Genomic DNA, 20,485 nt, shown 5'->3' with positions numbered 1-20,485 from the left:
GGTCAGGGGGCGACGATCTCGAAGGGAATGTCGCCGCGGGTCAGGTGGCCGTCGATGGCCAGCACGAACCAGCGCAGGCGATGCTTGCCGGGCTGCAGGCCGGTCGCCGTGCTGACCAGCCGGTGGTCGTTCGCCTCCTCCACCAGCGCCAGGTCGCGCTGGCTGCCGTCGGGCAGGAACAGCACGATTCGCGAGCGCGCCTTGTCGATGCGGCTGTTGAATTCGACCCGGATCGGCACGTCGGGGCCATTGACCCTGGCATTCACGCCGGGCGATGCCTCCAGCACCAGGGCATGGGCCAGCGCGGGGCCGGGCCGCGCGGCGACGCCCAGGCCAAGGACAAGCAGGGCGGCGATCAGGGTCAGGGCGATGCCCTGGGCTGGACCCCGGACGAGACGGCGCATGTTGGGCTCCTTCCGAACGCATCCGCACTAGCAGATGGCCCGCGGCACGGAAACCGGGCGGCGGGCCTGTCGCGCGGCTATGCCGCAATCGACGCGGGATCAGCGGCGGATGTAGCCGTTGGCCCGGAACCAGGACAGCGCGTCGACGATCGCCTGGAGCGCCGGGCGGGGCTGGTAGCCCAGGTCCGCCGTGGCCTTGGCGTGCGAGAAGAACATGCGCTTCTTCGACATGCGCACGCCGTCGACCGTGGCGAAGGGCTCGCCGCCGGTCAGGCGCGCGATCGCCTCCGAGACGTAGGCGATGGGCAGGACCACGGCATGCGGCAGCTGGACCACCGGCGGCCTTCGCCCGCACTGGGCGGCGACCGCGCGCAGGATGGCACCCAGGGTCATGTCCTCGCCCCCCAGGATGTAGCGCGCGCCAATGGCCCCGCGCTCGGCGGCCAGCAGGTGCCCCTGGGCCACGTCGTCGACATGGACGAGATTGAGCCCCGTATCGACGAAGGCGGGCATCCGGCCCATCGCCGCCTCGACCAGGATGCGGCCGGTCGGCGTCGGCTTCACGTCGCGCGGGCCGATGGGCGTCGAGGGGTTGACGATCACGACCGGGGCGCCGGCCGCCACCAGTTCCAGGACCGCCTGTTCCGCCAGGTACTTGGAACGCTTGTAGATGCCGACCATGTCCGACAGTCCGACCGGCGTCGTCTCGTCCGCGGGTCGGCCGCCGGGGTCGATGCCCAGCGTCGCCACGGAGGAGGTGTAGACGATGCGGCTGACCCCGGCCTCGGCCGCCTCGCGCAGCAGGGCCCGGGTGCCGTCGACATTGGCGCGCAGCATGGCGTCGGGGTCGCGCACCCACAGGCGGTAGTCGGCGGCGACGTGGTAGAGGGCGCCCACCCCCTGGACCAGCGGCTTCAGGCTGCGGGGGTCGAGCAGGTCGCCCTCGACCACCTGGACGTCGAGGCCATCCAGGTTGCGTCGGTCACCCCCCGGCCTCGCCAGCACGCGCACCGCGTGCCCTTGGCGCAGCAGTGCCCTGGCCACGGCAGAGCCCACGAACCCGGTCGCACCGGTCACCGCGATCGTCATGAAGTACCCGGATCAGTCATGCGGCGCGACCATAGCCGGTCCATCTCACCAGGTCAGCCCGCCGCAGCAGCGCCGCATACCCTGCCAAGCCCGTGTCGATGCAGCGGCGCGACACCCGGCGTGTATTGCCAAACCCACACTTTCCGCGGGGTTGGAGCCCTGAGGCGTCTCATGCTATGGACTTCGCACATGCGGCAGGAGCCGCCTCGTCCGACTCGGACATCGTGAAGTGGGTATGGATCAGACTCCCAAGCTCAAGGTCCTGCTGGCCCAGCCGCGCGGGTTCTGCGCAGGCGTGGAGCGCGCCATCGACATCGTCGAGCGGGCGCTGGCCAAGTACGGGCCTCCCGTCTATGTGCGTCACGAGATCGTCCACAACAAGCATGTGGTCGAGACGCTGCGCGCCAAGGGGGCCGTGTTCGTCGAGGAACTGCACCAGGTTCCCGATGGGGCGGTGACGGTGTTCAGCGCCCATGGCGTGGCCGAGGTGGTCGAGAACGTCGCCAACGAGCGCGGCCTGCCCGTGCTCGATGCGACCTGCCCGCTGGTCTCGAAGGTGCACAAGGAAGGCCAGCGCTACGCCCAGCGCGGCTACGAGGTGATCCTGATCGGGCACGAGGGCCATCCCGAGGTGGAAGGCACGCGCGGCCGCATTCCTGGCGGCGTCCTTCTGGTGTCGGAAGTGGCCGATGTCGCCGCGCTTGAGGTCAAGGATCCGGCAAAGCTGTCCTATGTGACCCAGACGACGCTGAGCGTCGACGATACCCGGGCGGTGATCGACGCGCTGAAGGAGCGCTTTCCGGCGATCGTGGGGCCGGACGTGCGCGATATCTGCTACGCCACCCAGAACCGCCAGACGGCCGTGCGCGAGCTTGTCTCCCATGTCGACGTGCTGGTGGTGGTGGGCGCGCGGAACAGTTCCAACTCGAACCGCCTGCGCGAGATCGGGGCCGAGATGGGCCTGCCCTCGTACCTGGTCAACGACGCCAGCGAGTTGCAGGGGGCGTGGTTCGCGGGCAAGGCGGTGGTCGGCCTTACGGCGGGTGCCTCTGCGCCCGAGGAACTGGTGCAGGGCGTGATCGAGCGCTTGCGCGACTTTGGCGAGATCGAGATTGCGGGTCTTGCCGGTGTTGAAGAGAACGTGCGTTTCAAGCTTCCGGACGTGCTTCTGGCCTGACGACTGGCCCCGTTGCGGGGCCGGCACGGCCTGTATTGTGTCTGCGTTGACTGTTTCGCGATGAGATGTGCCGGGGTCCGTGCCTGGGATGGCCTGCCCCGCAACGGCGAAAGGACGCCTCCTTGGGCATTCCTCTGATCCAGATCGTGCGCACCGGCGCCTATGTGATGAAGCAGCGCCTGGCGGGCCGCGAGCGCTATCCGCTCGTGCTGATGCTGGAGCCGCTCTACCAGTGCAACCTGGCCTGTCCCGGCTGCGGCAAGATCGACTATCCGGACGAGATCCTGGCCCGCCGCCTGTCCGTCAAGGAATGCCTGGACGCGGTTGACGAATGCGGCGCGCCCACCGTCTCCATTCCCGGCGGCGAGCCCCTGCTGCACAAGGAGATCGGCGAGATCGTCGAGGGCATCATCGCCCGCAAGAAGTTCGTGATCCTGTGCACGAACGCCCTGCTGCTTGAGAAGAAGCTTCACCTTTTCAAGCCAAGTCCTTATCTCACCTTCTCGATCCACCTGGATGGGCTGGAGGATGAGCACGACCACGCGGTCGACCAGAAGGGCGTATTCAAGCGCGCCGTGAAGGCGATCAAGTTGGCCAAGGAGAAGGGCTTCCGCGTCAACGTGAACTGCACGTTGTTCAACAATGCGAAGCCCGAGCGCGTCACCGAGTTCTTCGACTATGTCGAGGGCCTGGGCATCGACGGCATCACCGTCTCGCCCGGCTATGCCTATGAGCGGGCGCCCGACCAGCAGCACTTCCTGAACCGGACGCAGACCAAGGAGACGTTCCGCACGATCTTCGCGGCCCAGAAGAACCGCAAGAAGAAGTGGCCGATCGTCGGCACCAGCCTGTTCTTCGACTTCCTGGCCGGCAACCAGACCTATCACTGCTCCCCCTGGTCGATGCCGACGCGCAACGTGTTCGGCTGGCAGCGGCCGTGCTACCTGCTGGGCGAGGGCTATGTGCCGACGTTCAAGCAGCTGATGGAAGAGACCGAGTGGGAGCGCTATGGCACCGGCGCCTATGAGAAGTGCGCCGACTGCATGGTCCATTGCGGGTACGAGGGGACGGCCGTCGCCGACACGACGAAGCGGCCGTGGAAGGCACTGGCCGTGGCGCTCAAGGGCATCAAGACGGAGGGCCCGATGGCGCCCGAAGTCTCAATGGCCGGCCAGCGCAAGGCCGAGTATGTCTTCGACCGCAACCTGCAGCAGTTCCTGAAGGAAACCTCCCACTCAGCGCCTGCCGCCAAGCAGGCCCGCCTGGAGCAGGCTGCGAGCGACGCCGCCTAAGGTCTTGAACGCGCTGGCCGAACAGCGGCCCAGCGCGATCAGGTCGGGGATCTGGGCGGGCGCACGCAGCGCCGCCCATACCGGCGCCAGGGGACGCTCCTCGCCCTCCGGCGTCAGGGCGGTCAGGGCCGCGGGCGGCAGCGCCCGGTCGGCCGGGTCGCAGACCGCGCGGAGCGCGGTGAAAGGCAGGCCGAGCGCCTGTGCCGCTGTCGCCATGCCATGGCTTTCCATGTCGAGCGCCAAGGCGCCGTGCCGCTGGTAGAGGCGTGCCTTGTCCGCAGCGCTGGCGACGATTGTGGGTGAGCCCAGGATGACGCCCGGTTTCGCCTGCGGCAGCAGGGCATGAAGGCGGGCGACCAGAGCGGCATCGCAGGGCAGGGGCGTGCCGTCGGGCGCCAGGATATGCGTGGCGAGGATGAGGTCGCCGGGTTTCAGCGCCGGATCCAGGCCTCCGGCCAGGCCGAAGCTGACCAGTGCCGTGGCACCCTGGCTTGCCAGGTCGCGTGCGCCGGCCTGGGCGCGCTCCGTATTGCCCCCCGCCTGTGCGACGAGCGGATGCGGCGCCAGTCGTCTCGCCTCCGCCGCCAGCCCCACGACGAAACCAATCGAGCCCTCCCCCGTCCGCAGGATGGGGGAGGGTTGGGTGGGGGCGATGGTGTGCCGGGTCAACGGGCGCTCCAGGAGAGAATGCGGGACACTGCCCCCACCCCGGCCCTCCCCCATCCTGCGGACGGGAGAGGGAGTGGGCTCACATCCCGTGCAGGACGCGCTGGCTGTTGCCGGTCTTCAGGTTGCGGTAGCGCGCCAGCGCCCAGAGGGGGAAATACTGGGCGTAGCCGTGGTAGCGCAGGTAGAAGACGCGCGGGAAGCCGACCGCGGTAAACAGGTCCTCGGTCCAGCGGCCTTCCTTGCGCGGGTGCTGCATCAGCCATTTCACGCCGCGCTCGGTCGCCGGGTGCTCCGTCTCGCCCGCCGCCATCAGGCCCATCAGGGCCCAGGCCGTCTGCGACGGGGTCGATGCCTTTGCCACGTGCTTCTTGTCGGTCCAGTAGGTCTCGCCGTCCTCGCCCCAGCCGCCATCGCGGTTCTGCTTGCCGACCAGGTACTGCACGGCCTTGCGCACCATGGGGTCCTGGGCGTCGATGTCGATGGCGTTGAGGGCGCAGAGCACCGACCAGGTGCCATAGACATAATTGGTGCCCCAGCGGCCGAACCAGGACCCGTCCGGCTCCTGCTCCTTGCGCAGATAGGCGACCGCGCGATCGACCACGGGGTCGCCCGCCTTGCGCCCCAGCTGGGCCAGCATGGACAGGCAGCGGGCGGAAACGTCGGCCGTCGGCGGGTCGAGCAGCGCGCCATGGTCCGAGAAGGGGATGTGGTTTAGGTAGTGCTTGTCGTTCTCGGCGTCGAACGCGCCCCAGCCGCCATTGGCGGACTGCATGCCGATCACCCATTCCTCTGCCCGGGCAATCGACTCCTTGTGGTCGGCGTGGCCGGCACGGTCCAGCACCATGGCGACCACGGCGGTGTCGTCGACGTCCGGATAGTGCGGGTTGTTGTACTGGAAGGCCCAGCCGCCGGGGCGCAGGCCGGGGCGGCGGACGGCCCAGTCGCCGACCACGTCCGTCACCTGCCGCTTCACCAGCCAGTCGAGCGAGCCCTTGATCGCCGGGCTGTCGGCCGGCTCGCCTGCCTCGAGCAAGGCGTGGGTCATCAGGGACGTGTCCCAGATCGGCGACAGGCAGGGCTGGCAATAGCCGCGATGCTCCTCCAGCACCAGCAGCTTGCGGATCGAGGCCCAGGCGATGGCCCGGTCGGGATGGTCCTTGGCATAGCCCAGTGCGTCATAGGCCATGACGGTGTTGGCCATCGCGGGGAAGATGGCGCCCAGGCCGTCCTCGCCATTCAGGCGTTCCTTGATGAAGGCCAGTGCCTTGTCGACCGCGCGCTGGCGCACCGCCTTGGGGAAGCCGGGCTCCACCACCTTGAGCACCTTGTCCAGGCCCAGGAAGAAGGTACCCCAGCCGGAATTCTGCGGATTGGGCAGCGGCGGCGGCTGGTCGGCGGGTGAGGCCAGGAACAGCTCGGCAATGCCGATGCCGCTGCGGTTCCGGGCGCGCGGGCGCAGCGACATCAGGATCAGCAGCGGCACGATGACCGTGCGGGACCAGTACGACACCTTGTCCAGGTGGAACGGGAACCAGCGCGGCAGATGCATGATCTCGACCGGCATGGTGGGCACGGCGGACCAGGGCAGCTGCCCGAACAGGGCCAGGGCGATGCGGGTGAAGACGTTGACGGCGCCGGCGCCGCCATGCGCCAGGATCGCGTTGCGCGCCTTGACCATGTGGGGTGCGTCCGGGCTGTCGCCCGCAAGCTTCAGCGCGTAGTAGGCCTTGACGCTGGCCGAGACGTTGAGGTCGCCCGCGTGATAGAGCGGCCAGCCGCCATGTTCGCCCTGGATCTCGCGCAGATAGACCGCCAGCTTCTGCTGCACGGGCGCGTCGATCATGTCCAAATAGTGCTCGAGCATGATGTATTCGGCGGGGATGGTCGCATCCGCCTCCAGCTCGAAAACCCAATGGCCGTCCTTGCCCTGCTTGTTCTTCAGGGTCTCGCGGACGTCGGTAATGGTCGAATCCAGCTCGGCGAGGGCAGCAGAATCCATTTTTGCTTGGGTGCTCTGGTTGGGTAATCGCGCCTATTGCCATGGCGCGGAGCGCAGATCAAGCAGCCTGGGCCGCGGCAAAGCCTGAGCGGATTGCCCCCTCTATGGTTGCCGGCAGACCTGTGTCCGTGAAGTCACCCGCCAGCAGCCAGGGCGGCACGTCCCGCGTGCCAGGGCGCAGCACCTCATTCGCTGGCGTCTGGAGGAAGGTCGCCCGCTTCTCCTTGATGACGCGGGCCGGCGGCTGGTCCTGGGTCAGGTCCAGCGCCGCCGCCACTTCCGGCCAGACGCGGGCGGCGATCGCCTCGGCCGGCTGTTCGGCCAGGGCGTCGGCGGCACTGACGGTGACGGAGGCGATGCGCTCGCGCCGGAAGACCCATTGGGCGATGCCGCCCACCAAGCCCGTCAGCGATGGCTCCGCGGCATCCTGGTCCAGGCGGTAGTGGACGTTGACGATGGCGCGGCTGCCTTGCGGCAGCGCCATTCCAGGCAGCAGGGTGGCCAGGATGGGCGGCGGCACGGCCAGGATCACGCGGTCCCCGGGGGCCAGCGCGACCTGCCCGTCGGGGCCGAAGTCCAGCGCGGCGGGGTCCAGCGCCTTGAGCCGCGTGTTGAAGCGGATGGCGGCTCCCTTGTGCTCCAGCCAGGCCACGGCGGGATCGACCAGGGCCGGACCCAGGCCGCGCCGGGTGAGGTAGGGGCGGCAGGCGTCGCCGCCCTTGGCGAAGGTTTCGCGGAAGACGCGACCCAGCAGGCGCGCCGTCCCTTCCTCTGGTGACGCGTTGAGGACGGCGACGGTCAACGGCTCCCACAGGCGGTCATAGAGCGGGCCGCGGCGGACGCGGCTGGCGACCGTTGCGCTGGCCCGGGCGGTCATCAGGTGCAGGCCGTCCAGGTAGTCGGTCACGCGCGTGCCGGGCACGCGGCGGCTGGCGTCGAACAGCCACAGCGGCGCGCGGCTGCGCCCGGGGCGCAAGGTCCAGCGCCGGCCGGTCGCCAGGTCCACGAAGGGAAAGGCAATGGGCAGGCCCAGCAGCTGGTCGCCGGAGCCGATCGTGCGGCAGAACGAGAAGACGGCCGGATTGGCGCCCAGGATCAGGTGGTTGCCGTTGTCGATCTCGATGCCCAGGCCGGCATCGAAGAACGTCCGGCAGCGCCCGCCCGCATGGCCTGCCGCCTCGTACAGCGCCACGCGGCGTCCGCCTTCGACCAGGCGGACAGCGGCCGCCAGGCCCGCCAGGCCGGCGCCGATGACATGGACCGTGCCGTTCAAGCCGACCTGCTCAGACCAGGCCGTAGCGGAGCGCGACCCACAGCTTGGTCGCCTTGGGCAGGCTGACCTTGCGGGCCGGATTGCGCCAGCCGTCCGCCAGCAGGCGGTCCAGGATCCGGCGATACACTTCCATCATGACGCGGGCGGGCCGCACGGCGCGGCGGGGACAATGATCCATGGCCGCCCGCGCGGCGCGGAAATGGCTCTGGGCCTGCTCCGCCAAGTCGCGGCAGACGCCTGGCAGGGCAGGGTGGACGATCACCGCCTTGGGGTCGCGGGTGCGGATGCCGTGCCGGTCGAGCAGCTCCGCCGGGAGGTAGAGGCGGCCCAGCTCCGCATCCTCGCCCAGATCGCGCAGGATGTTGGTGAGCTGAAGCGCCCGGCCCAGCGCCTCGGCCATGCGCGCGCCATAGGCCCCGCCTGCACCGAAGACGCGGACCGACAGCAGGCCGACCGCACCCGCCACCCGCGCGCAGTAAAGGTCCAGGTCGGCCATGCTGGGACCACGGATGGCGACGTCGGCATCCATTGCCATGCCGTCGATCACCGCCTCGAAATCAGCCTGGACCAGGTCGAAGCGCTGCACCGCGCGCAGCATCTCGCGCCCGATGGCGCCGGTCGGCCGGCCCTGGTAGACGCGCACCACCTCCGCCCGCCACCAGGCCAGCTCGGCATCGCGCTGCTCCTTGGTCTTGGGCTCGTCCACCACATCGTCGACCATGCGGCAGAAGGCATAGATCGCGTACATCCCCTCGCGCCGCGCCTTGGGCAGCATGCGCATCGCGGCCAGGAACGACGTGCCGGACTCCATGACGACCGCGCGCACCTCCGCGGCGTCGGCCGCTGCGGTGGGCGATGGCTCCTGGGGTTGGGCGGGCTGGACCTCGGTCGCACTCATGGCGGGTTTCTAGGCACTGCCTTCCTTGTCCGCAAGGCCACCTTCGACGCCGCCCTGCACGCGACCCTTCCACTCGCCGCCCCGGCCCAGCCAGTGCCGCCGTGCCGAATCGAGTGTCATCAGCGTATAGAGCGTGCCCGCCAGGGGCACGCAGAGCGCCCAGGGCGGAGCAAGGCCGTAATAGCGCACCGTCGGCCAATAGGCCGTCGCCATCAGTGCGCAGCCCAGGCCCCCCAGAAGGGCGATCAGCCCCTGGCCGCTGGCCATGCCCCAGACCAGCAGGCCCGGCGCCAGCAGGTAGAGCAGCACCATGCCGAGCACCGTGCCGGCCAGCAGCAGGGCGGAATAGTGCAGCTGGTGGAAGGCACTGCGCGCGACCATCTTCCACAGGTCGGCGAAGGTATAGGGCCGCAGGCTGGCACTGGCCTCGGCCAGGCCCAGCCAGATCGGCCCGTGCGGCTTCAGCCGCCGGGCGAGGGCGCAATCGTCGATCAGGTCGCCGCGGATCGACGCGATGCCGCCTGCGGCTTCAAGGGCCGACCGCTTCACCAGCATGCAGCCACCCGCGGCCGCCGCCATGCGCCGGCGCGGGTCATTGGCCCAGGGAAAGGGATAAAGCTTCTGGAAAAAGAAGACGAAGGCGGGGATGCCCAGCTTCTCGATCGCAGAGCGGCAATGCAGCCGCACCATGAGCGAGGTAAGGACCCGGCCCTCGGCCTCCGCCTTGGCCACCAGGCTGGCGCCGACGTCGGCCCCATGATGGATGTCGGCGTCGGACAGCCAGATGTAGTCGGGCCCGGCCGCGCTGGCGCGGGCGACGCCTTGCGACACGGCCCACAGCTTGCCGGTCCAGCCCGGCGGGCGGGGAGCGCCCCCAATGATCTCAAGGCGGCCGGTCCCGTCGTCCGCGGCCCGGGCGCGGTCGGCGGTGCCGTCGCTGCTGCCGTCGTCGACCAGGATCACGCGGATGGGGGGCTGGTGCGTCTGGGCCAGGAGCCCGGCAATGCAGCCGCCAATCACGTCCGCCTCATCCCGCGCGGGCACGACGGCGATCACATGGGGTCCGTCGTGCCGGGCCGGCGGCAGGCGCTGGTCGGCGGCCCAGAAGCGGCCGCGGAAGAGCAGCAGAAAGGTCCAGGCCGCAACCGGAAGCAGCGCCAGCAGGATCAGCATTCCGGCCCTATGGCAGGCCGGGGCCTGGCGGTCAACCGCGCGCTTCGGCCCCGTCCGGATGGTCGTCTTCGGGCCTGGGCACGAACACCTCCAGCGCCTTGGCCCAGACGGAGAAGCGGGCGGGCGTCTTGGTGATCAGTTCGCCATCGGCGTTGACGGAGCGGGGGCGCCGGGTCGTCACCACGAACTCGCCCGCCCGGATCGCGCGCACCTCGGCCCAGTCGCCGTGACGCCCCTCGCGGAACGACTTGGCCATCAGCACCAGCTTCCACAACTGGTGCAGTTCCAGGCTGTAGAGGTCCAGCTTCTGGTCGTCGATCGCGGCATCGGCGGCGACCGCGTTGCCCCCGCCATAGAACACGCCATTGCCGACCGCGATCTGATAGGTGCGCACCCGCTCGGTGCCGCCTGGATGCGTGATCGTGGCCGTCATCGGCCGCGCGCGGGTCAACACGCGGGCCGCCGCCACGGCATAGCCGAAGCGGCCGAAGCGACGCTTGATGTCCGGCGTGATCGCCTTGGCCAGTTCGGCGCTGAGGCCCAGGGATGCCACGTTGAAGAACGGCTGGTCGTTCACCAGGCCCAGGTCGATGCGGCGGCGGACGCCCTCGGCGATGACGGCGATCGCGCCCGGCAGGTCCAGCGGCAGGCCCAGCGTGCGCGCCAGGTCGTTGGCCGTGCCGGTTGGCAGGATGCCCATGGGCAGGCCCGATTCGGCGACACCCCGCGCCGCGGCGCTGAGCGTGCCGTCGCCGCCGCCGACGACGATCAGGTCGGCCTTGTCCGCGTTGCGCAGGATGGCCGGCGACAGGTCGTCCCGGTCGGTGCATTCGACATAGACCGGGCTGAAGCCCGCGTCCTTGAGCCCGGAGCGGGCGCTGTCGAGCAGTTCGGCACCGCGCCGGCTGTTGGCGTTCACCAGGAGGAGGGCGCGCATCAAGGACCGGGGGTTGGGCGGCGATGGACAAGGGAACGGCGGCGCCGCCTCACCGGTTCCGGCCCGCGATGGTGCGCCGCATGATCGTTGCGGCGACACCGCGCGTGGCGATGCCGAGCATCCCGGGGCGCGACGGCTTCAGGCGCTGGCACAGCGGGTCGCCGCGCTCCAGCCGCCGCACCAGGTCGCGCGCCAGGGCGATGATCGCCGCCGATTCGAGGGCTAGGCGCGTGCTGCGCAGGGCGACGCACATCGGCGCGGCGCGGTCCAGCAACGTTGCCGACAGTGCGGTCAGCTCGCCGATTGCCGCCAGCAGGCCCGGCGTCGCCTTCGCGCCGTCCAGGTCCTCCACCGTCGCACCATGGCGCGCGAACACGTCGAGGGGGATATAGACGCGGTCGACCTCGCGCCGGTCGTCGCCACAGTCTTGCAGGTGGTTGATCACCTGCAACGCATTGCACAGCGCGTCCGATGCCGGCCACAGGGCACGGTCCTCGCCATGCAGGTCGAGCAGGAAGCGGCCGACGGGTGCGGCCGAACGATTGCAATAGGCGAGCAGGTCGGCGACGTCATCATAGCGCGTCTTCACCGCGTCCTGGCGGAACGCGTCCAGCAGGTCGTGGCCATGCCGGGTGGGCACGCCGACCCGGTCCAGCGCCGCCTTCAGGGCCTGGCCGCGACCCTCGCCCCCCGCCTCGCCGCGCAGCCCCGCGCCGTAGCGATCCAGGCGGCACAGCTTCTCGTCCGGGGACAGGGTCGGGTCGTCGGCAATGTCGTCTGCGGCGCGGGCAAAGTCATAGAAGGCCATGACCGTGGGCCGCAGGGCGGGCGCGATCAGCAGCGAGCCCACGGGAAAGTTCTCGGTCCCCGCGTTCTTCTCCGCCGGGGCGCCTGGCCCCCGGTCGATCCCGGCCTCTATGCCCATGGCCGCTTGTCGCAGGGACGGACCTTTGCCGTCAACAAGCGCCTGTGACAGCGGGCCTTTCAGCCGATGGGGCAGGGCTGGGACGCACAACGAAATCTTATCTTTTGCGTATCAGATTGTGCCAGAAGGTGACCGCGCCGGGGTGGGCGCGCTGGCGAGTGGGGCAGGGATGGTGAATGCGCGGCGACTGATCTGGGTCGATGTCGGCCGCGGCATGGGAATCATCCTGGTCGTCTACTACCACGCGCTGTCAGGCCTTGTTGACGCCTCGCTGGTCGACGGCCGCGCCGTTGTCCTGTGGACGGAATACCTGCTGGGCGCATTCATGATGCCCATGTTCTTCCTGCTGGCCGGCATGGCGCTTGAGCCGTCGCTGGCCAAGGGGACGCAGAAGTTCCTGACGGCCCGGGCCTGGACGATCGTCTATCCCTATTTCCTGTGGTCGCTGATCCAGGGCGGGCTGGTCCTGCTCTTCAACCGCTCGGTCAACAATCCGGGTTCGGTCTCTGACCTGCTGTCGATCGGCTGGGCGCCCATCGGTCAGTTCTGGTTCCTGTATGCGCTGGCGGTCTGTCACCTGATGGGTGTGCTGCTCCGCCGTCAGGCCGTGCTGCTGTGGGCCGTGGTCGTCATCGGCTATCCGGTCTGGACGCTGTTTCCGGTCGACCACATCGTGGGCCAGACGGCGGAGGGCCTGTCCTTCTATGCCCTGGGCATGCTGATCGGGCCGCGCATCCTGAACTGGTCGCCGCGCCCGCGCGAGGGCTGGCTGCTGTTCGGCGGCATATTGGCCCTGTTCGTCGCCTATGCCGTGCCGACCGGGATGGCATACGGCCTGACCATGAGCCGGATGATCGTCCTGCCCATGGCGCTGCTGGGCCTGGCCTGGTTCGTGCTGCTGTCCAAGCTGATCCAGGGACCGCTGGCCCATGGCCTGGCCTGGTTCGGCGAGCGGTCGATGACGATCTATGTCCTGCACATCCTGGCGACGTCGGGCCTGCGCATCCTGATGACGGCGGGCGGCATCGCGCTTGAGCCGGTGCCCTATGTCATCGCGACGACGGCGGCCGGGCTGCTGCTGCCGGCCATCGCCCACGTGGTGCTGGAGCGGTTGGGCGTCCTGCACCTGGCCGGCTTCGCCACGCCGCGGCCGCCGCGCCGGACCCCCGCCGTCGCGGTCGCCTGAATGCCTGCCCTCCAGGCCTGGTCGGCGGCGGGCTAGTCCGCCGCGGCGACCCGCCCGGCCATGGCCTGCGTGACCTGGCTGGCAAGGCCGAACCAGCGCTCCATGGCGCGATTCAGGTATTCGGCCTGGATGCGGCAGGCTTCCGGCATGCTGCGCACGGCCATCAGGCGCTGCATCGTCTCCACCTGGTCGGCGACAGCCGTGTCGAAGAAGCCATGCGTGGCGTGGGCAAGGGTCCCGGTGCTTTCCGCGCCGGAGCGGACCATGCGCGACGCGGTGTCTGCCGCGGCCTGGGTCGCTTCCTCGCCCTTCTCGACGACGCTGCGGGTTGCCTCGGCGATGCGATCCATCGCCTCCGTCGGGGTGGCGGCGGCCGGCATGAAGGGCGGCTTCAGCATCGCGGCCGCGGCGTCGGGGACCAGTTCGGAAAGGCTGCGTTCGATCGTCATCGGGGACCTCGTCTCCTGGCGGGGGGGCGCATGTTGCACCGCACAGCGCGAGAAGACGGAAGCGGGAAACTGGTTCCCGGATACCGCTGGGCCGCCGTGGCAATGGCTCAGGGCGGCAGGATCAGGGCAGCCCAAGCAGGGCCAGGCAGCGGCGGAACAGGCCCAATCCCCTGAGATCGGCGGCGTCGCCCGCCTGGGGCAGGACCATGGGAGCGGCCAGCGCGCAGGCGATCATCAGGTTCTCGGCCAGGCCGAAATCCTCGACCAGGGCGCCATCCGGATCGCGCATCTCGCTTGCCGCCCGGGTCAGGGGCAGGCGGGCGCGCGTGCGGTCGAGCAGGCTGCCGCCCTCCACCGAATAGCCGAACACGGGCTTGCCCAGGGCGTGGGCAAAGCCCACCTCGAACACCGTGCCCGGATCGGCCCCGGGCCCGCGAAACGGGCTGAGATTGGCGATCACGGCATCCGCGCGGGCGATCATGGCGATGTTGGCGTCGAAGATCGCCTGGGCCACCGCTTGCGGCGCCAGGCCATCCACGGCCAGGTCGTTATCGAGCGGGAACAGGCCCACCCAGCCGGCCTCCGCGCACAGGGCGCGCTTGGCCTGGCCGATGGCGCCGGCGTCGGGCCAGAAGACCTCCGGCCCGGCGAGATAGACCTTGCGCATCGCAGGCGGCACCGTTGGGAATGATGCTTCGAGACGCGTCCCGCTTGCCCTGAGGAGCCGCCGCAGGCGGCGTCTGAAAGGGGGCCGCTCCTCGGCATGACGCCGTTGCTTTTCTCAAGAAATCACAACGGGCGTCATCCTGAGGAGTGCGCGTCTCGAAGGATGCTTGCGCGACCTAGCCGATCGCCTTCTGCAGGTTGGCGTCGAGCTTGGCCAGGAAGTCCTCGGTCGTGAGCCAGGGATGGTCGGCGCGAATCAGCAGCGCCAGGTCCTTGGTCATGTCGCCGCCCTCGATCGTGGCGACGCAGACCTTTTCCAGCTTGTCGGCAAAGCTGGCCAGGGCCGCATTGTCGTCCAGCTTGGCCCGGTGCTTGAGGCCACCCGTCCAGGCATAGATCGAGGCAACCGGGTTGGTGGAGGTCTTCTTGCCCGCCAGGTGGTCGCGGTAGTGGCGCGTCACGGTGCCGTGCGCGGCCTCAGCCTCCACGGTCTGACCATCCGGGGTGAGCAGGACCGAGGTCATCATGCCAAGCGAGCCGAAGCCCTGCGCCACCGAATCGGACTGAACGTCGCCGTCATAGTTCTTGCACGCCCAGACGAAGCCGCCGTCCCACTTGAGCGCGGAGGCCACCATGTCGTCGATCAGGCGGTGCTCGTAGACGATGCCCGCGGCCTTGAAACGGTCCTTGAACTCGGCGTCGAAAACCTCTTGGAACAGGTCCTTGAAGCGGCCGTCATAGGCCTTGAGGATCGTGTTCTTGGTCGAGAGGTAGACCGGCCACTTGAGGTTCAGGCCGTAGTTGAGGCACGCCCGGGCAAAGCCCTTGATCGACTCGTCCAGGTTGTACATCCCCATGGCGACGCCGCTGGCGGGGAAGTTGAACACGGTGCGCTCGATCGGCTCGCCGCCGTCCTTGGGCTTGAAGGTGATGGTCAGCGTGCCGGCGCCGGGGACGACGAAGTCGGTCGCCGCGTACTGGTCGCCAAAGGCATGGCGGCCGATCACGATGGGCCGGGTCCAGCCGCCAACCAGGCGCGGCACGTTCTGGCAGATGATCGGCGCACGGAAGACGGTGCCGCCCAGGATGTTGCGGATCGTGCCGTTGGGCGACTTCCACATCTTCTTGAGGTTGAATTCCTTCACCCGCGCCTCGTCGGGGGTGATGGTCGCGCACTTGACCCCGACGCCGTACTTCTTGATCGCCTCGGCCGCCTCGACCGTGACCTTGTCCTCGGTCTGGTCGCGGTACTCGATGCCCAGGTCGTAGTAGTGCAGGTCGATGTCGAGATAGGGCAGGATCAGGCGCTTCTTGATGAAGTCCCACAGAATGCGGGTCATCTCGTCGCCGTCCAGCTCGACGACGGGGTTTGCGACCTTGATCTTGTCCATCGGCTCCTCGCTTGCCCCGGGGCGAGTAGACACCGACGCAGGACGCATCGGCGATGGCAGCCGGGGCGACCACCCGGCTGGGTCTATAGCACCCTGCGCCGCGCGGCGGAAACCGCCTAAAGACGCTCCGCCTCGACCTTTTCGCTGGCTTCGGGTGCGCCGATGACGGCAGGCAGGATGTCGTCCACGCCGGCGACCACGGTGAACAGGGCGCGCGCGCTGGCCTTGGCGTAGCCCTTGGCGATCACGTTGTCGATCAGCGCCACCAGGGGATCCCAGTAGCCGCCGATATTGACCAGGACGATGGGCTTGTCGTGCAGGTCGAGCTGGCGCCAGGTGATGATCTCCAGCGTCTCGTCCAGCGTGCCCAGGCCGCCGGGCAGGATCACGAAGCCGTCCGATTCCTCGACCATGCGGCGCTTGCGGACGTGCATGCTCTCGACGATCTCAAGCTCGGCATCCGCCAGGCCCACCTCGCGCTCGTCCAGGAAGGTCGGGATGATGCCGGTGACGCGGCCGCCTGCCTCCAGGCAGGCGCGGGCGGTGACGCCCATGAGGCCGATGGAGCCGCCGCCATAGACCAGGCGGATGCCGTTGTTGGCCAGGATCTGGCCCAGCCGCTCCGCCTCCTGGCGTGGGGCGGGGTCGCTGGGCAGCATGGAGGCGCAATAGACGCAAAGACTGGACGGAAACGGCACGGATCTGCTCTTCGACTGGATGGCCCGGCCGGCGATCCGGCGGGGCAGGTCAAATGGATATGGCTGTGGCGCAGCATCACGTCCAGGCTTGACGCCGTGATGACGGTCGCGCGTGGCGCAGGACAGCGCGACGGCAGGGGAGTGGATGGGGTGATGGGCAATGCCGGGCGGTCGATCCTGCGGCTGGTGCTGCTTGGCCCCTGCCTGCTGGCGCTGTGCGGGGCATCCGGTCCGGCGGGCGAGCGGATCGCGCTGATGAAGGAGATGAGCGGGATCCTGCGCCTGCTGGGCTCGGTCGCGAATGGCCTGCTGCCGGTGGACGGCGAGGTGGCGCGCGGTGCCGCCACGCTGCACACCGACAGCGTGCGGCTGGGCGGCCTGTTCCCGCCCGGCAGCGCCGATGCCGAGGGCCGCGCCCTGGACCGGATCTGGACCGAGCGCGCGACCTTCGACGCGGACATGGCAGCCTTCCAGCAGGCCGCGGCCAGCATGGCTGGGGCGGTCGAGGCGGGCGACTTGGCGGCGATCCGCCCGGCCTATGCCGCACTCGCGCGGGCCTGCCTGCAATGCCACGACAGCTTCCGCAGGCCGTGACGCACGACGACGACCAGGCCAAGGCGGCGCGCCCGGCGACCTGGCGGCGGCTGTGGCCGCACCTGAAGCCGGGGCGGCGCGATATCGCCCTCTCGGCCGGCGCGGCGCTGTTGGGTGCCGGCTTCGGCACGGCGGTGCCGCTGGTCGAGCGGCACATCATGGACCATGGCGTGATGGCGCAGGACACCCCCCTGGCGCCGTGGCTGGCCTTGCTGGTGGCGCTGGCCGTGGGCTGGTTCCTGGTCGCGCGCTTCCGCCGCATCCGGGCGTCGAAGGTCATGCTCGACGTGTCGTTCCGCCTGCGGACCGCGATCCACGAGCATGTGCAGCGCCTGGACCTGGGCAGCCACCAGGCGATGGCGACGGGACAGCTGGTGGCGCGGGCCAATGGCGACGTCGGCATGTTCACCCGCGTCCTGTCCTTCGTCCCGCTGTTGCTGGCCAATGTCGCGACGATGGTGGGCGCCCTGGTGGCGATGCTGGTCCTGTCGCCGCTGCTGGCGGCGGTGACGCTTGTGCTGGTGCCGCTGATGTTCGTGACTGCGCAGAAGCTGCGCGCGCTGACCTTCCCCGCGGCCTGGGACATGCAGCAGAAGGCAGGCGACCTGGCGCAAGGGGTGGACCAGGCCGTGACCGGCGCCCGCGTCCTGCGCGCCTTTGCCCAGGAGGAGCGCGAGCAGGCGCGGGCCGAGGGAATCGCCAGCGACCTCTATGCCAGTCGCATGCGCTCGGTGCGGATCCAGGCACGCTTCCAGCCGCTGCTGCGCGCGATTCCGGCGCTGGGCCAGATCGCCGCGCTGGCGCTGGGCGGCTGGCTGGCGCTGCAGGGCACGATCACCATCGGGACGTTCCTGGCGTTCTCGACCTATCTCGTGCAGTTGCTTGGACCGGCCCAGATGCTGGCCGGCATGCTGTCTGCGCTGGAGCGCGCCAGGGCTGCGTTCGACCGCATCCAGGACCTGCTGGACACCGCGCCGGAGATCGTCGACCGGCCCGGCGCCACCGTCCTGCCGCGCCAGGTGGCGGGCATCCGCTTCGAGGATGTGCGCTTTGCCTTTCCCGGTGCCCCGCCCATTCTCGATGGCGCCAGCCTGGACCTGCGTGCGGGCGAGACGATGGCCCTGGTCGGGCGCTCCGGCTCCGGCAAGTCGACGATGGCGATGCTGCTGGCCCGTTTTCACGACGTCGATGCGGGACGGGTCACGATCGGCGGCCGCGACGTGCGCGACGTGACACTCGCCTCGTTGCGCCAGGCGATCGGCATCGCGTTCGAGGACAGTTTCCTGTTCTCGGACAGCGTGCGCGCCAATATCGCCTTCGCCCGCCCCGACGCCACCGCGGCGGAGGTCGAGGCAGCGGCCCGCGCGGCGGAAGCGCACGACTTCATCGCCGGCCTGCCCCAGGGCTATGACACGGCGGTGGGGGAGCGCGGCCTGAACGTGTCGGGCGGGCAGCGCCAGCGCATCGCCCTGGCCCGCGCCCTGCTGGCCGACCCGCCCATCCTGGTGCTGGACGATGGGACAAGTGCCGTCGATCCGCGCGTGGAGGCGGCGATCCACGCCACCCTGCGCCGGGTCAAGCAGGGCCGGACGACCCTGCTGATCGCGCATCGCCGGTCGACCCTGATGCTGGCCGACCGCATCGCGGTGCTGGACCAGGGACGCATCGTCGACTGCGGCACGCACGAGGAGCTTGAGGCGCGCTGCCCCCTGTACCGGGCGCTGCTGGCCGGAGCCGCGACCGGGCAGGGGGAGGCCGCCGGCCTGATCGACCGGCCGGCCCCGGCGCCGCCCCTGGCTGCCCCCGCCGGACGCAGGCGGCGCGGCGCGGTCGGGGCCATGGACGCGCCGGCCAGCCTGCGCGCCCGGATCGCCGCCCTGCCGCCCGCCCTGGACCGCCCTTTGGCGGAGGACGCCGTGGTGGACGACAGGGTGCCATTCACTCTGGCCGGGCTGCTGTGGCGCTTTCGCGGTGGCCTGGGGGCAGCCGTCGCACTCGTCGTCGCCGACATGGGCCTGAGCCTGGCGGGCCCCGCCTTCAGCCGCCATGGCATCGACCATGGCGTGCTGACCGGTGACGCGGCGGAACTGTTCCAGGCCGCCGGCCTGTTCGCCGGGATCGTCGCCCTGTCGCTGCTCAATGCCTGGGCCTTGACCCTGGTCGGGGGCAAGGTCGGCGAGCGCCTGCTGTTCACGCTGCGCCTGCGGGTCTTTGCCAGGCTTCTGCGCCTGGGCGTCGACTTCTATGACCGCGAGATGGCCGGGCGCATCATGACCCGCATGACCACGGACGTCGATGCCATCGGCACGCTGCTGCAGGGCAGCCTGCTGATGAGCGGGGTCAACCTGCTCAGCATCTTTGGCGTTGCGGCGGCGCTGGCCTGGACCTCTCCCCCGTTGGCGGCGGCGACGGCGCTGCTGCTGGTGCCGATCGCGATCGCCACGCTGGCGTTCCGGCGCCTGTCGCAAGGCCCCTATGACGAGGCGCGGGAGACGCTGGCCCTGGCCAATGCCACGCTGCAGGAAAGCCTGTCCGGGGTGCGGGAGGCCCAGGCCTTTGTCCAGGAGGAGCAGCGCCAGGACGACTTCCGGGTTCTGACGCGGCGCTATGTCGATGCGCGGATGCGGGCGCAGGTCCTCATCGCCACCTACTTTCCGTTCCTGGACCTGGTAGGGCAACTGGGCTCGGCCCTGGCGCTGGGCCTGGGGGCCGTGCTGGTGGCGCAAGGCGACCTGACGCCGGGCACGCTGATCGCCTTCCTCCTGTATCTGGGCTTCTTCTTCTCGCCCATCGCGCAGCTGTCCCAGGTCCTGGACGACTGGCAGCAGGCGCGCGTGTCACGCCGCAGGCTGGCCGACCTGATGGCCGAGCCGATCGCCGCCGCGGCGCCGGCGCATCCCGTCGATCCCGGCCGCCTGAGCGGCGCCGTCCGCTTCGAGCGGGTGTCCTTCGCCTATCCCGCACGGCCGGAAAGCCTGGCCCTGGAGGAGTTCGACCTGGCGATCGCGCCGGGCGAGACGGTCGCGCTGGTCGGCGAGACGGGGGCGGGGAAGTCCACCATCGTCAAGCTGCTGGCCCGGTTCCACGATCCGGTGGCGGGCCGGGTGGTTGTCGACGGTCACGACCTGCGGGACCTGGACCTGTCGGCCTATCGGCGCCAGCTGGGGATGGTGCCGCAGGAGCCATTCCTGTTCGCCGCAAGCATCGCCGAGAACATCACCTATGGCCGGCCCGAGGCGGGCCGCGACCTGGTCGAGCGCGCGGCGCGGGCGGTGGGCGCGCACGACTTCATCCAGCGCCAGGCCGACGGCTACGACCATGTCCTGGGGGAGCGCGGGCGCAGCCTTTCGGCCGGGCAGCGGCAGCTGCTCTGCCTGGCGCGGGCCGAACTGGTCGATCCGGCGATCCTGCTGCTGGACGAGGCGACAGCCAACCTGGACCTGGCCAGCGAGGCCCTGGTGACGCAGGGCATGCGGCGGGCGGCGCGTGGCCGCACCACGGTGCTGATCGCGCACCGGCTGCAGACGGCGCGCCATGCCGACCGCATCCTGGTCCTGGATCGCGGCCGCATCGTCGAGCAGGGCAGCCACGACGCCCTGCTCGATGCCGACGGCCGCTACGCCGCGCTGTGGCGCGCTTCCGACACGCGGCCCGCCGCCGCCTGA

General features: G+C 69.9%; 18 protein-coding genes. 5 read left to right on the top strand and 13 right to left on the bottom strand.

Annotation, left to right across the window (positions count from 1 at the left end; all coding sequences use genetic code 11):
* Positions 1-2: 2 nt before the first annotated feature.
* Both ACI6GS_RS18050 and hpnA read right to left on the bottom strand, forming a co-directional pair.
* The gene (locus ACI6GS_RS18050; protein ID WP_439814850.1) at positions 3-404 is read right to left on the bottom strand and encodes a copper resistance CopC family protein; all 402 of its coding nucleotides are present in this window, start codon (positions 402-404) and stop codon (positions 3-5) included.
* A gap of 99 nt (positions 405-503) precedes the next feature.
* Positions 504-1,493 (bottom strand): hopanoid-associated sugar epimerase, encoded by a 990-nt coding sequence (hpnA, locus tag ACI6GS_RS18045; RefSeq protein WP_439814849.1) that lies wholly within the window; start codon positions 1,491-1,493, stop codon positions 504-506.
* A gap of 235 nt (positions 1,494-1,728) precedes the next feature.
* Between hpnA and ispH the strand changes: the two genes are divergently transcribed.
* The gene (gene ispH, locus ACI6GS_RS18040) at positions 1,729-2,670 is read left to right on the top strand and encodes a 4-hydroxy-3-methylbut-2-enyl diphosphate reductase (RefSeq protein ID WP_439814848.1); all 942 of its coding nucleotides are present in this window, start codon (positions 1,729-1,731) and stop codon (positions 2,668-2,670) included.
* A gap of 122 nt (positions 2,671-2,792) precedes the next feature.
* Entirely contained in the window at positions 2,793-3,962 is a 1,170-nt protein-coding gene (gene hpnH / locus ACI6GS_RS18035; protein WP_439814847.1) for an adenosyl-hopene transferase HpnH, read from the top strand.
* Here the strand turns inward: hpnH and ACI6GS_RS18030 are convergent.
* The 7 genes from ACI6GS_RS18030 to hpnC form a co-directional block, all read right to left on the bottom strand.
* Positions 3,906-4,631, bottom strand: coding sequence for a phosphorylase family protein (locus ACI6GS_RS18030; RefSeq protein ID WP_439814846.1), 726 nt, complete (start codon positions 4,629-4,631; stop codon positions 3,906-3,908). The genes hpnH and ACI6GS_RS18030 overlap by 57 nt on opposite strands.
* 79 nt (positions 4,632-4,710) lie before the next feature.
* Complete coding sequence (gene shc / locus ACI6GS_RS18025) at positions 4,711-6,630, bottom strand: squalene--hopene cyclase (protein ID WP_439814845.1); 1,920 nt, start codon at positions 6,628-6,630, stop codon at positions 4,711-4,713.
* 58 nt (positions 6,631-6,688) lie between these two features.
* On the bottom strand, positions 6,689-7,903 hold the full coding sequence (hpnE, locus tag ACI6GS_RS18020; protein ID WP_439814844.1) for a hydroxysqualene dehydroxylase HpnE: 1,215 nt from the start codon (positions 7,901-7,903) through the stop codon (positions 6,689-6,691).
* 10 nt (positions 7,904-7,913) lie between these two features.
* A complete protein-coding gene (gene hpnD / locus ACI6GS_RS18015; protein ID WP_439814843.1) occupies positions 7,914-8,801 on the bottom strand; it encodes a presqualene diphosphate synthase HpnD in 888 nt (295 codons plus the stop codon).
* 9 nt (positions 8,802-8,810) lie between these two features.
* Positions 8,811-9,974 carry a glycosyltransferase gene (locus tag ACI6GS_RS18010; protein WP_439814842.1) on the bottom strand — a complete coding sequence of 388 codons (1,164 nt, stop codon included), beginning with the start codon at positions 9,972-9,974 and terminating at the stop codon, positions 8,811-8,813.
* 31 nt (positions 9,975-10,005) lie between these two features.
* Entirely contained in the window at positions 10,006-10,911 is a 906-nt protein-coding gene (locus ACI6GS_RS18005; RefSeq protein WP_439814841.1) for a lipid kinase, read from the bottom strand.
* Between the two features lie 49 nt (positions 10,912-10,960).
* Complete coding sequence (gene hpnC / locus ACI6GS_RS18000) at positions 10,961-11,836, bottom strand: squalene synthase HpnC (RefSeq protein WP_439814840.1); 876 nt, start codon at positions 11,834-11,836, stop codon at positions 10,961-10,963.
* Between the two features lie 169 nt (positions 11,837-12,005).
* Between hpnC and ACI6GS_RS17995 the strand changes: the two genes are divergently transcribed.
* Positions 12,006-13,022, top strand: coding sequence for an acyltransferase family protein (locus ACI6GS_RS17995; RefSeq protein ID WP_439814839.1), 1,017 nt, complete (start codon positions 12,006-12,008; stop codon positions 13,020-13,022).
* A gap of 32 nt (positions 13,023-13,054) precedes the next feature.
* On the opposite strand, the gene ACI6GS_RS17990 is transcribed toward ACI6GS_RS17995, so the two are convergent.
* The 4 genes from ACI6GS_RS17990 to ACI6GS_RS17975 all read right to left on the bottom strand — a co-directional run bounded on the left by ACI6GS_RS17990 (position 13,055) and on the right by ACI6GS_RS17975 (position 16,226).
* The gene (locus tag ACI6GS_RS17990; protein WP_439814838.1) at positions 13,055-13,471 is read right to left on the bottom strand and encodes a phasin family protein; all 417 of its coding nucleotides are present in this window, start codon (positions 13,469-13,471) and stop codon (positions 13,055-13,057) included.
* A gap of 121 nt (positions 13,472-13,592) precedes the next feature.
* Positions 13,593-14,138, bottom strand: a complete 546-nt coding sequence (locus ACI6GS_RS17985) for a nucleoside 2-deoxyribosyltransferase (protein WP_439814837.1) — start codon at positions 14,136-14,138, stop codon at positions 13,593-13,595.
* A gap of 175 nt (positions 14,139-14,313) precedes the next feature.
* Complete coding sequence (locus ACI6GS_RS17980) at positions 14,314-15,528, bottom strand: NADP-dependent isocitrate dehydrogenase (RefSeq protein WP_439814836.1); 1,215 nt, start codon at positions 15,526-15,528, stop codon at positions 14,314-14,316.
* 116 nt (positions 15,529-15,644) lie between these two features.
* Positions 15,645-16,226, bottom strand: a complete 582-nt coding sequence (locus ACI6GS_RS17975) for a TIGR00730 family Rossman fold protein (protein WP_439814835.1) — start codon at positions 16,224-16,226, stop codon at positions 15,645-15,647.
* A gap of 153 nt (positions 16,227-16,379) precedes the next feature.
* Here ACI6GS_RS17975 and ACI6GS_RS17970 point away from each other — a divergent pair, with 153 nt between their 5' ends.
* Positions 16,380-16,820, top strand: a complete 441-nt coding sequence (locus tag ACI6GS_RS17970; RefSeq protein ID WP_439814834.1) for a c-type cytochrome — start codon at positions 16,380-16,382, stop codon at positions 16,818-16,820.
* On the top strand, positions 16,793-20,485 hold the full coding sequence (locus ACI6GS_RS17965) for an ABC transporter ATP-binding protein (protein WP_439814833.1): 3,693 nt from the start codon (positions 16,793-16,795) through the stop codon (positions 20,483-20,485). The genes ACI6GS_RS17970 and ACI6GS_RS17965 overlap by 28 nt, the downstream gene beginning before the upstream one ends.

It is taken from the genome of Zavarzinia sp. CC-PAN008 (assembly GCF_051903925.1).
Taxonomy (GTDB): Bacteria; Pseudomonadota; Alphaproteobacteria; order Zavarziniales; family Zavarziniaceae.
This window is presented reverse-complemented; position numbering and strand designations above follow the sequence as displayed.

Coding starts and splice junctions, on each gene's coding strand:
- ACI6GS_RS18050 (WP_439814850.1), bottom strand. CDS start 404: ATGCGCCGTCTCGTCCGGGGTCCAGCCCAGGGCATCGCCCTGACCCTG.
- hpnA (WP_439814849.1), bottom strand. CDS start 1,493: ATGACGATCGCGGTGACCGGTGCGACCGGGTTCGTGGGCTCTGCCGTG.
- ispH (WP_439814848.1), top strand. CDS start 1,729: ATGGATCAGACTCCCAAGCTCAAGGTCCTGCTGGCCCAGCCGCGCGGG.
- shc (WP_439814845.1), bottom strand. CDS start 6,630: ATGGATTCTGCTGCCCTCGCCGAGCTGGATTCGACCATTACCGACGTC.
- hpnD (WP_439814843.1), bottom strand. CDS start 8,801: ATGAGTGCGACCGAGGTCCAGCCCGCCCAACCCCAGGAGCCATCGCCC.
- ACI6GS_RS18010 (WP_439814842.1), bottom strand. CDS start 9,974: ATGCTGATCCTGCTGGCGCTGCTTCCGGTTGCGGCCTGGACCTTTCTG.
- ACI6GS_RS18005 (WP_439814841.1), bottom strand. CDS start 10,911: ATGCGCGCCCTCCTCCTGGTGAACGCCAACAGCCGGCGCGGTGCCGAA.
- hpnC (WP_439814840.1), bottom strand. CDS start 11,836: ATGGGCATAGAGGCCGGGATCGACCGGGGGCCAGGCGCCCCGGCGGAG.
- ACI6GS_RS17995 (WP_439814839.1), top strand. CDS start 12,006: ATGGTGAATGCGCGGCGACTGATCTGGGTCGATGTCGGCCGCGGCATG.
- ACI6GS_RS17990 (WP_439814838.1), bottom strand. CDS start 13,471: ATGACGATCGAACGCAGCCTTTCCGAACTGGTCCCCGACGCCGCGGCC.
- ACI6GS_RS17985 (WP_439814837.1), bottom strand. CDS start 14,138: ATGCGCAAGGTCTATCTCGCCGGGCCGGAGGTCTTCTGGCCCGACGCC.
- ACI6GS_RS17980 (WP_439814836.1), bottom strand. CDS start 15,528: ATGGACAAGATCAAGGTCGCAAACCCCGTCGTCGAGCTGGACGGCGAC.
- ACI6GS_RS17970 (WP_439814834.1), top strand. CDS start 16,380: ATGGGCAATGCCGGGCGGTCGATCCTGCGGCTGGTGCTGCTTGGCCCC.
- ACI6GS_RS17965 (WP_439814833.1), top strand. CDS start 16,793: ATGCCACGACAGCTTCCGCAGGCCGTGACGCACGACGACGACCAGGCC.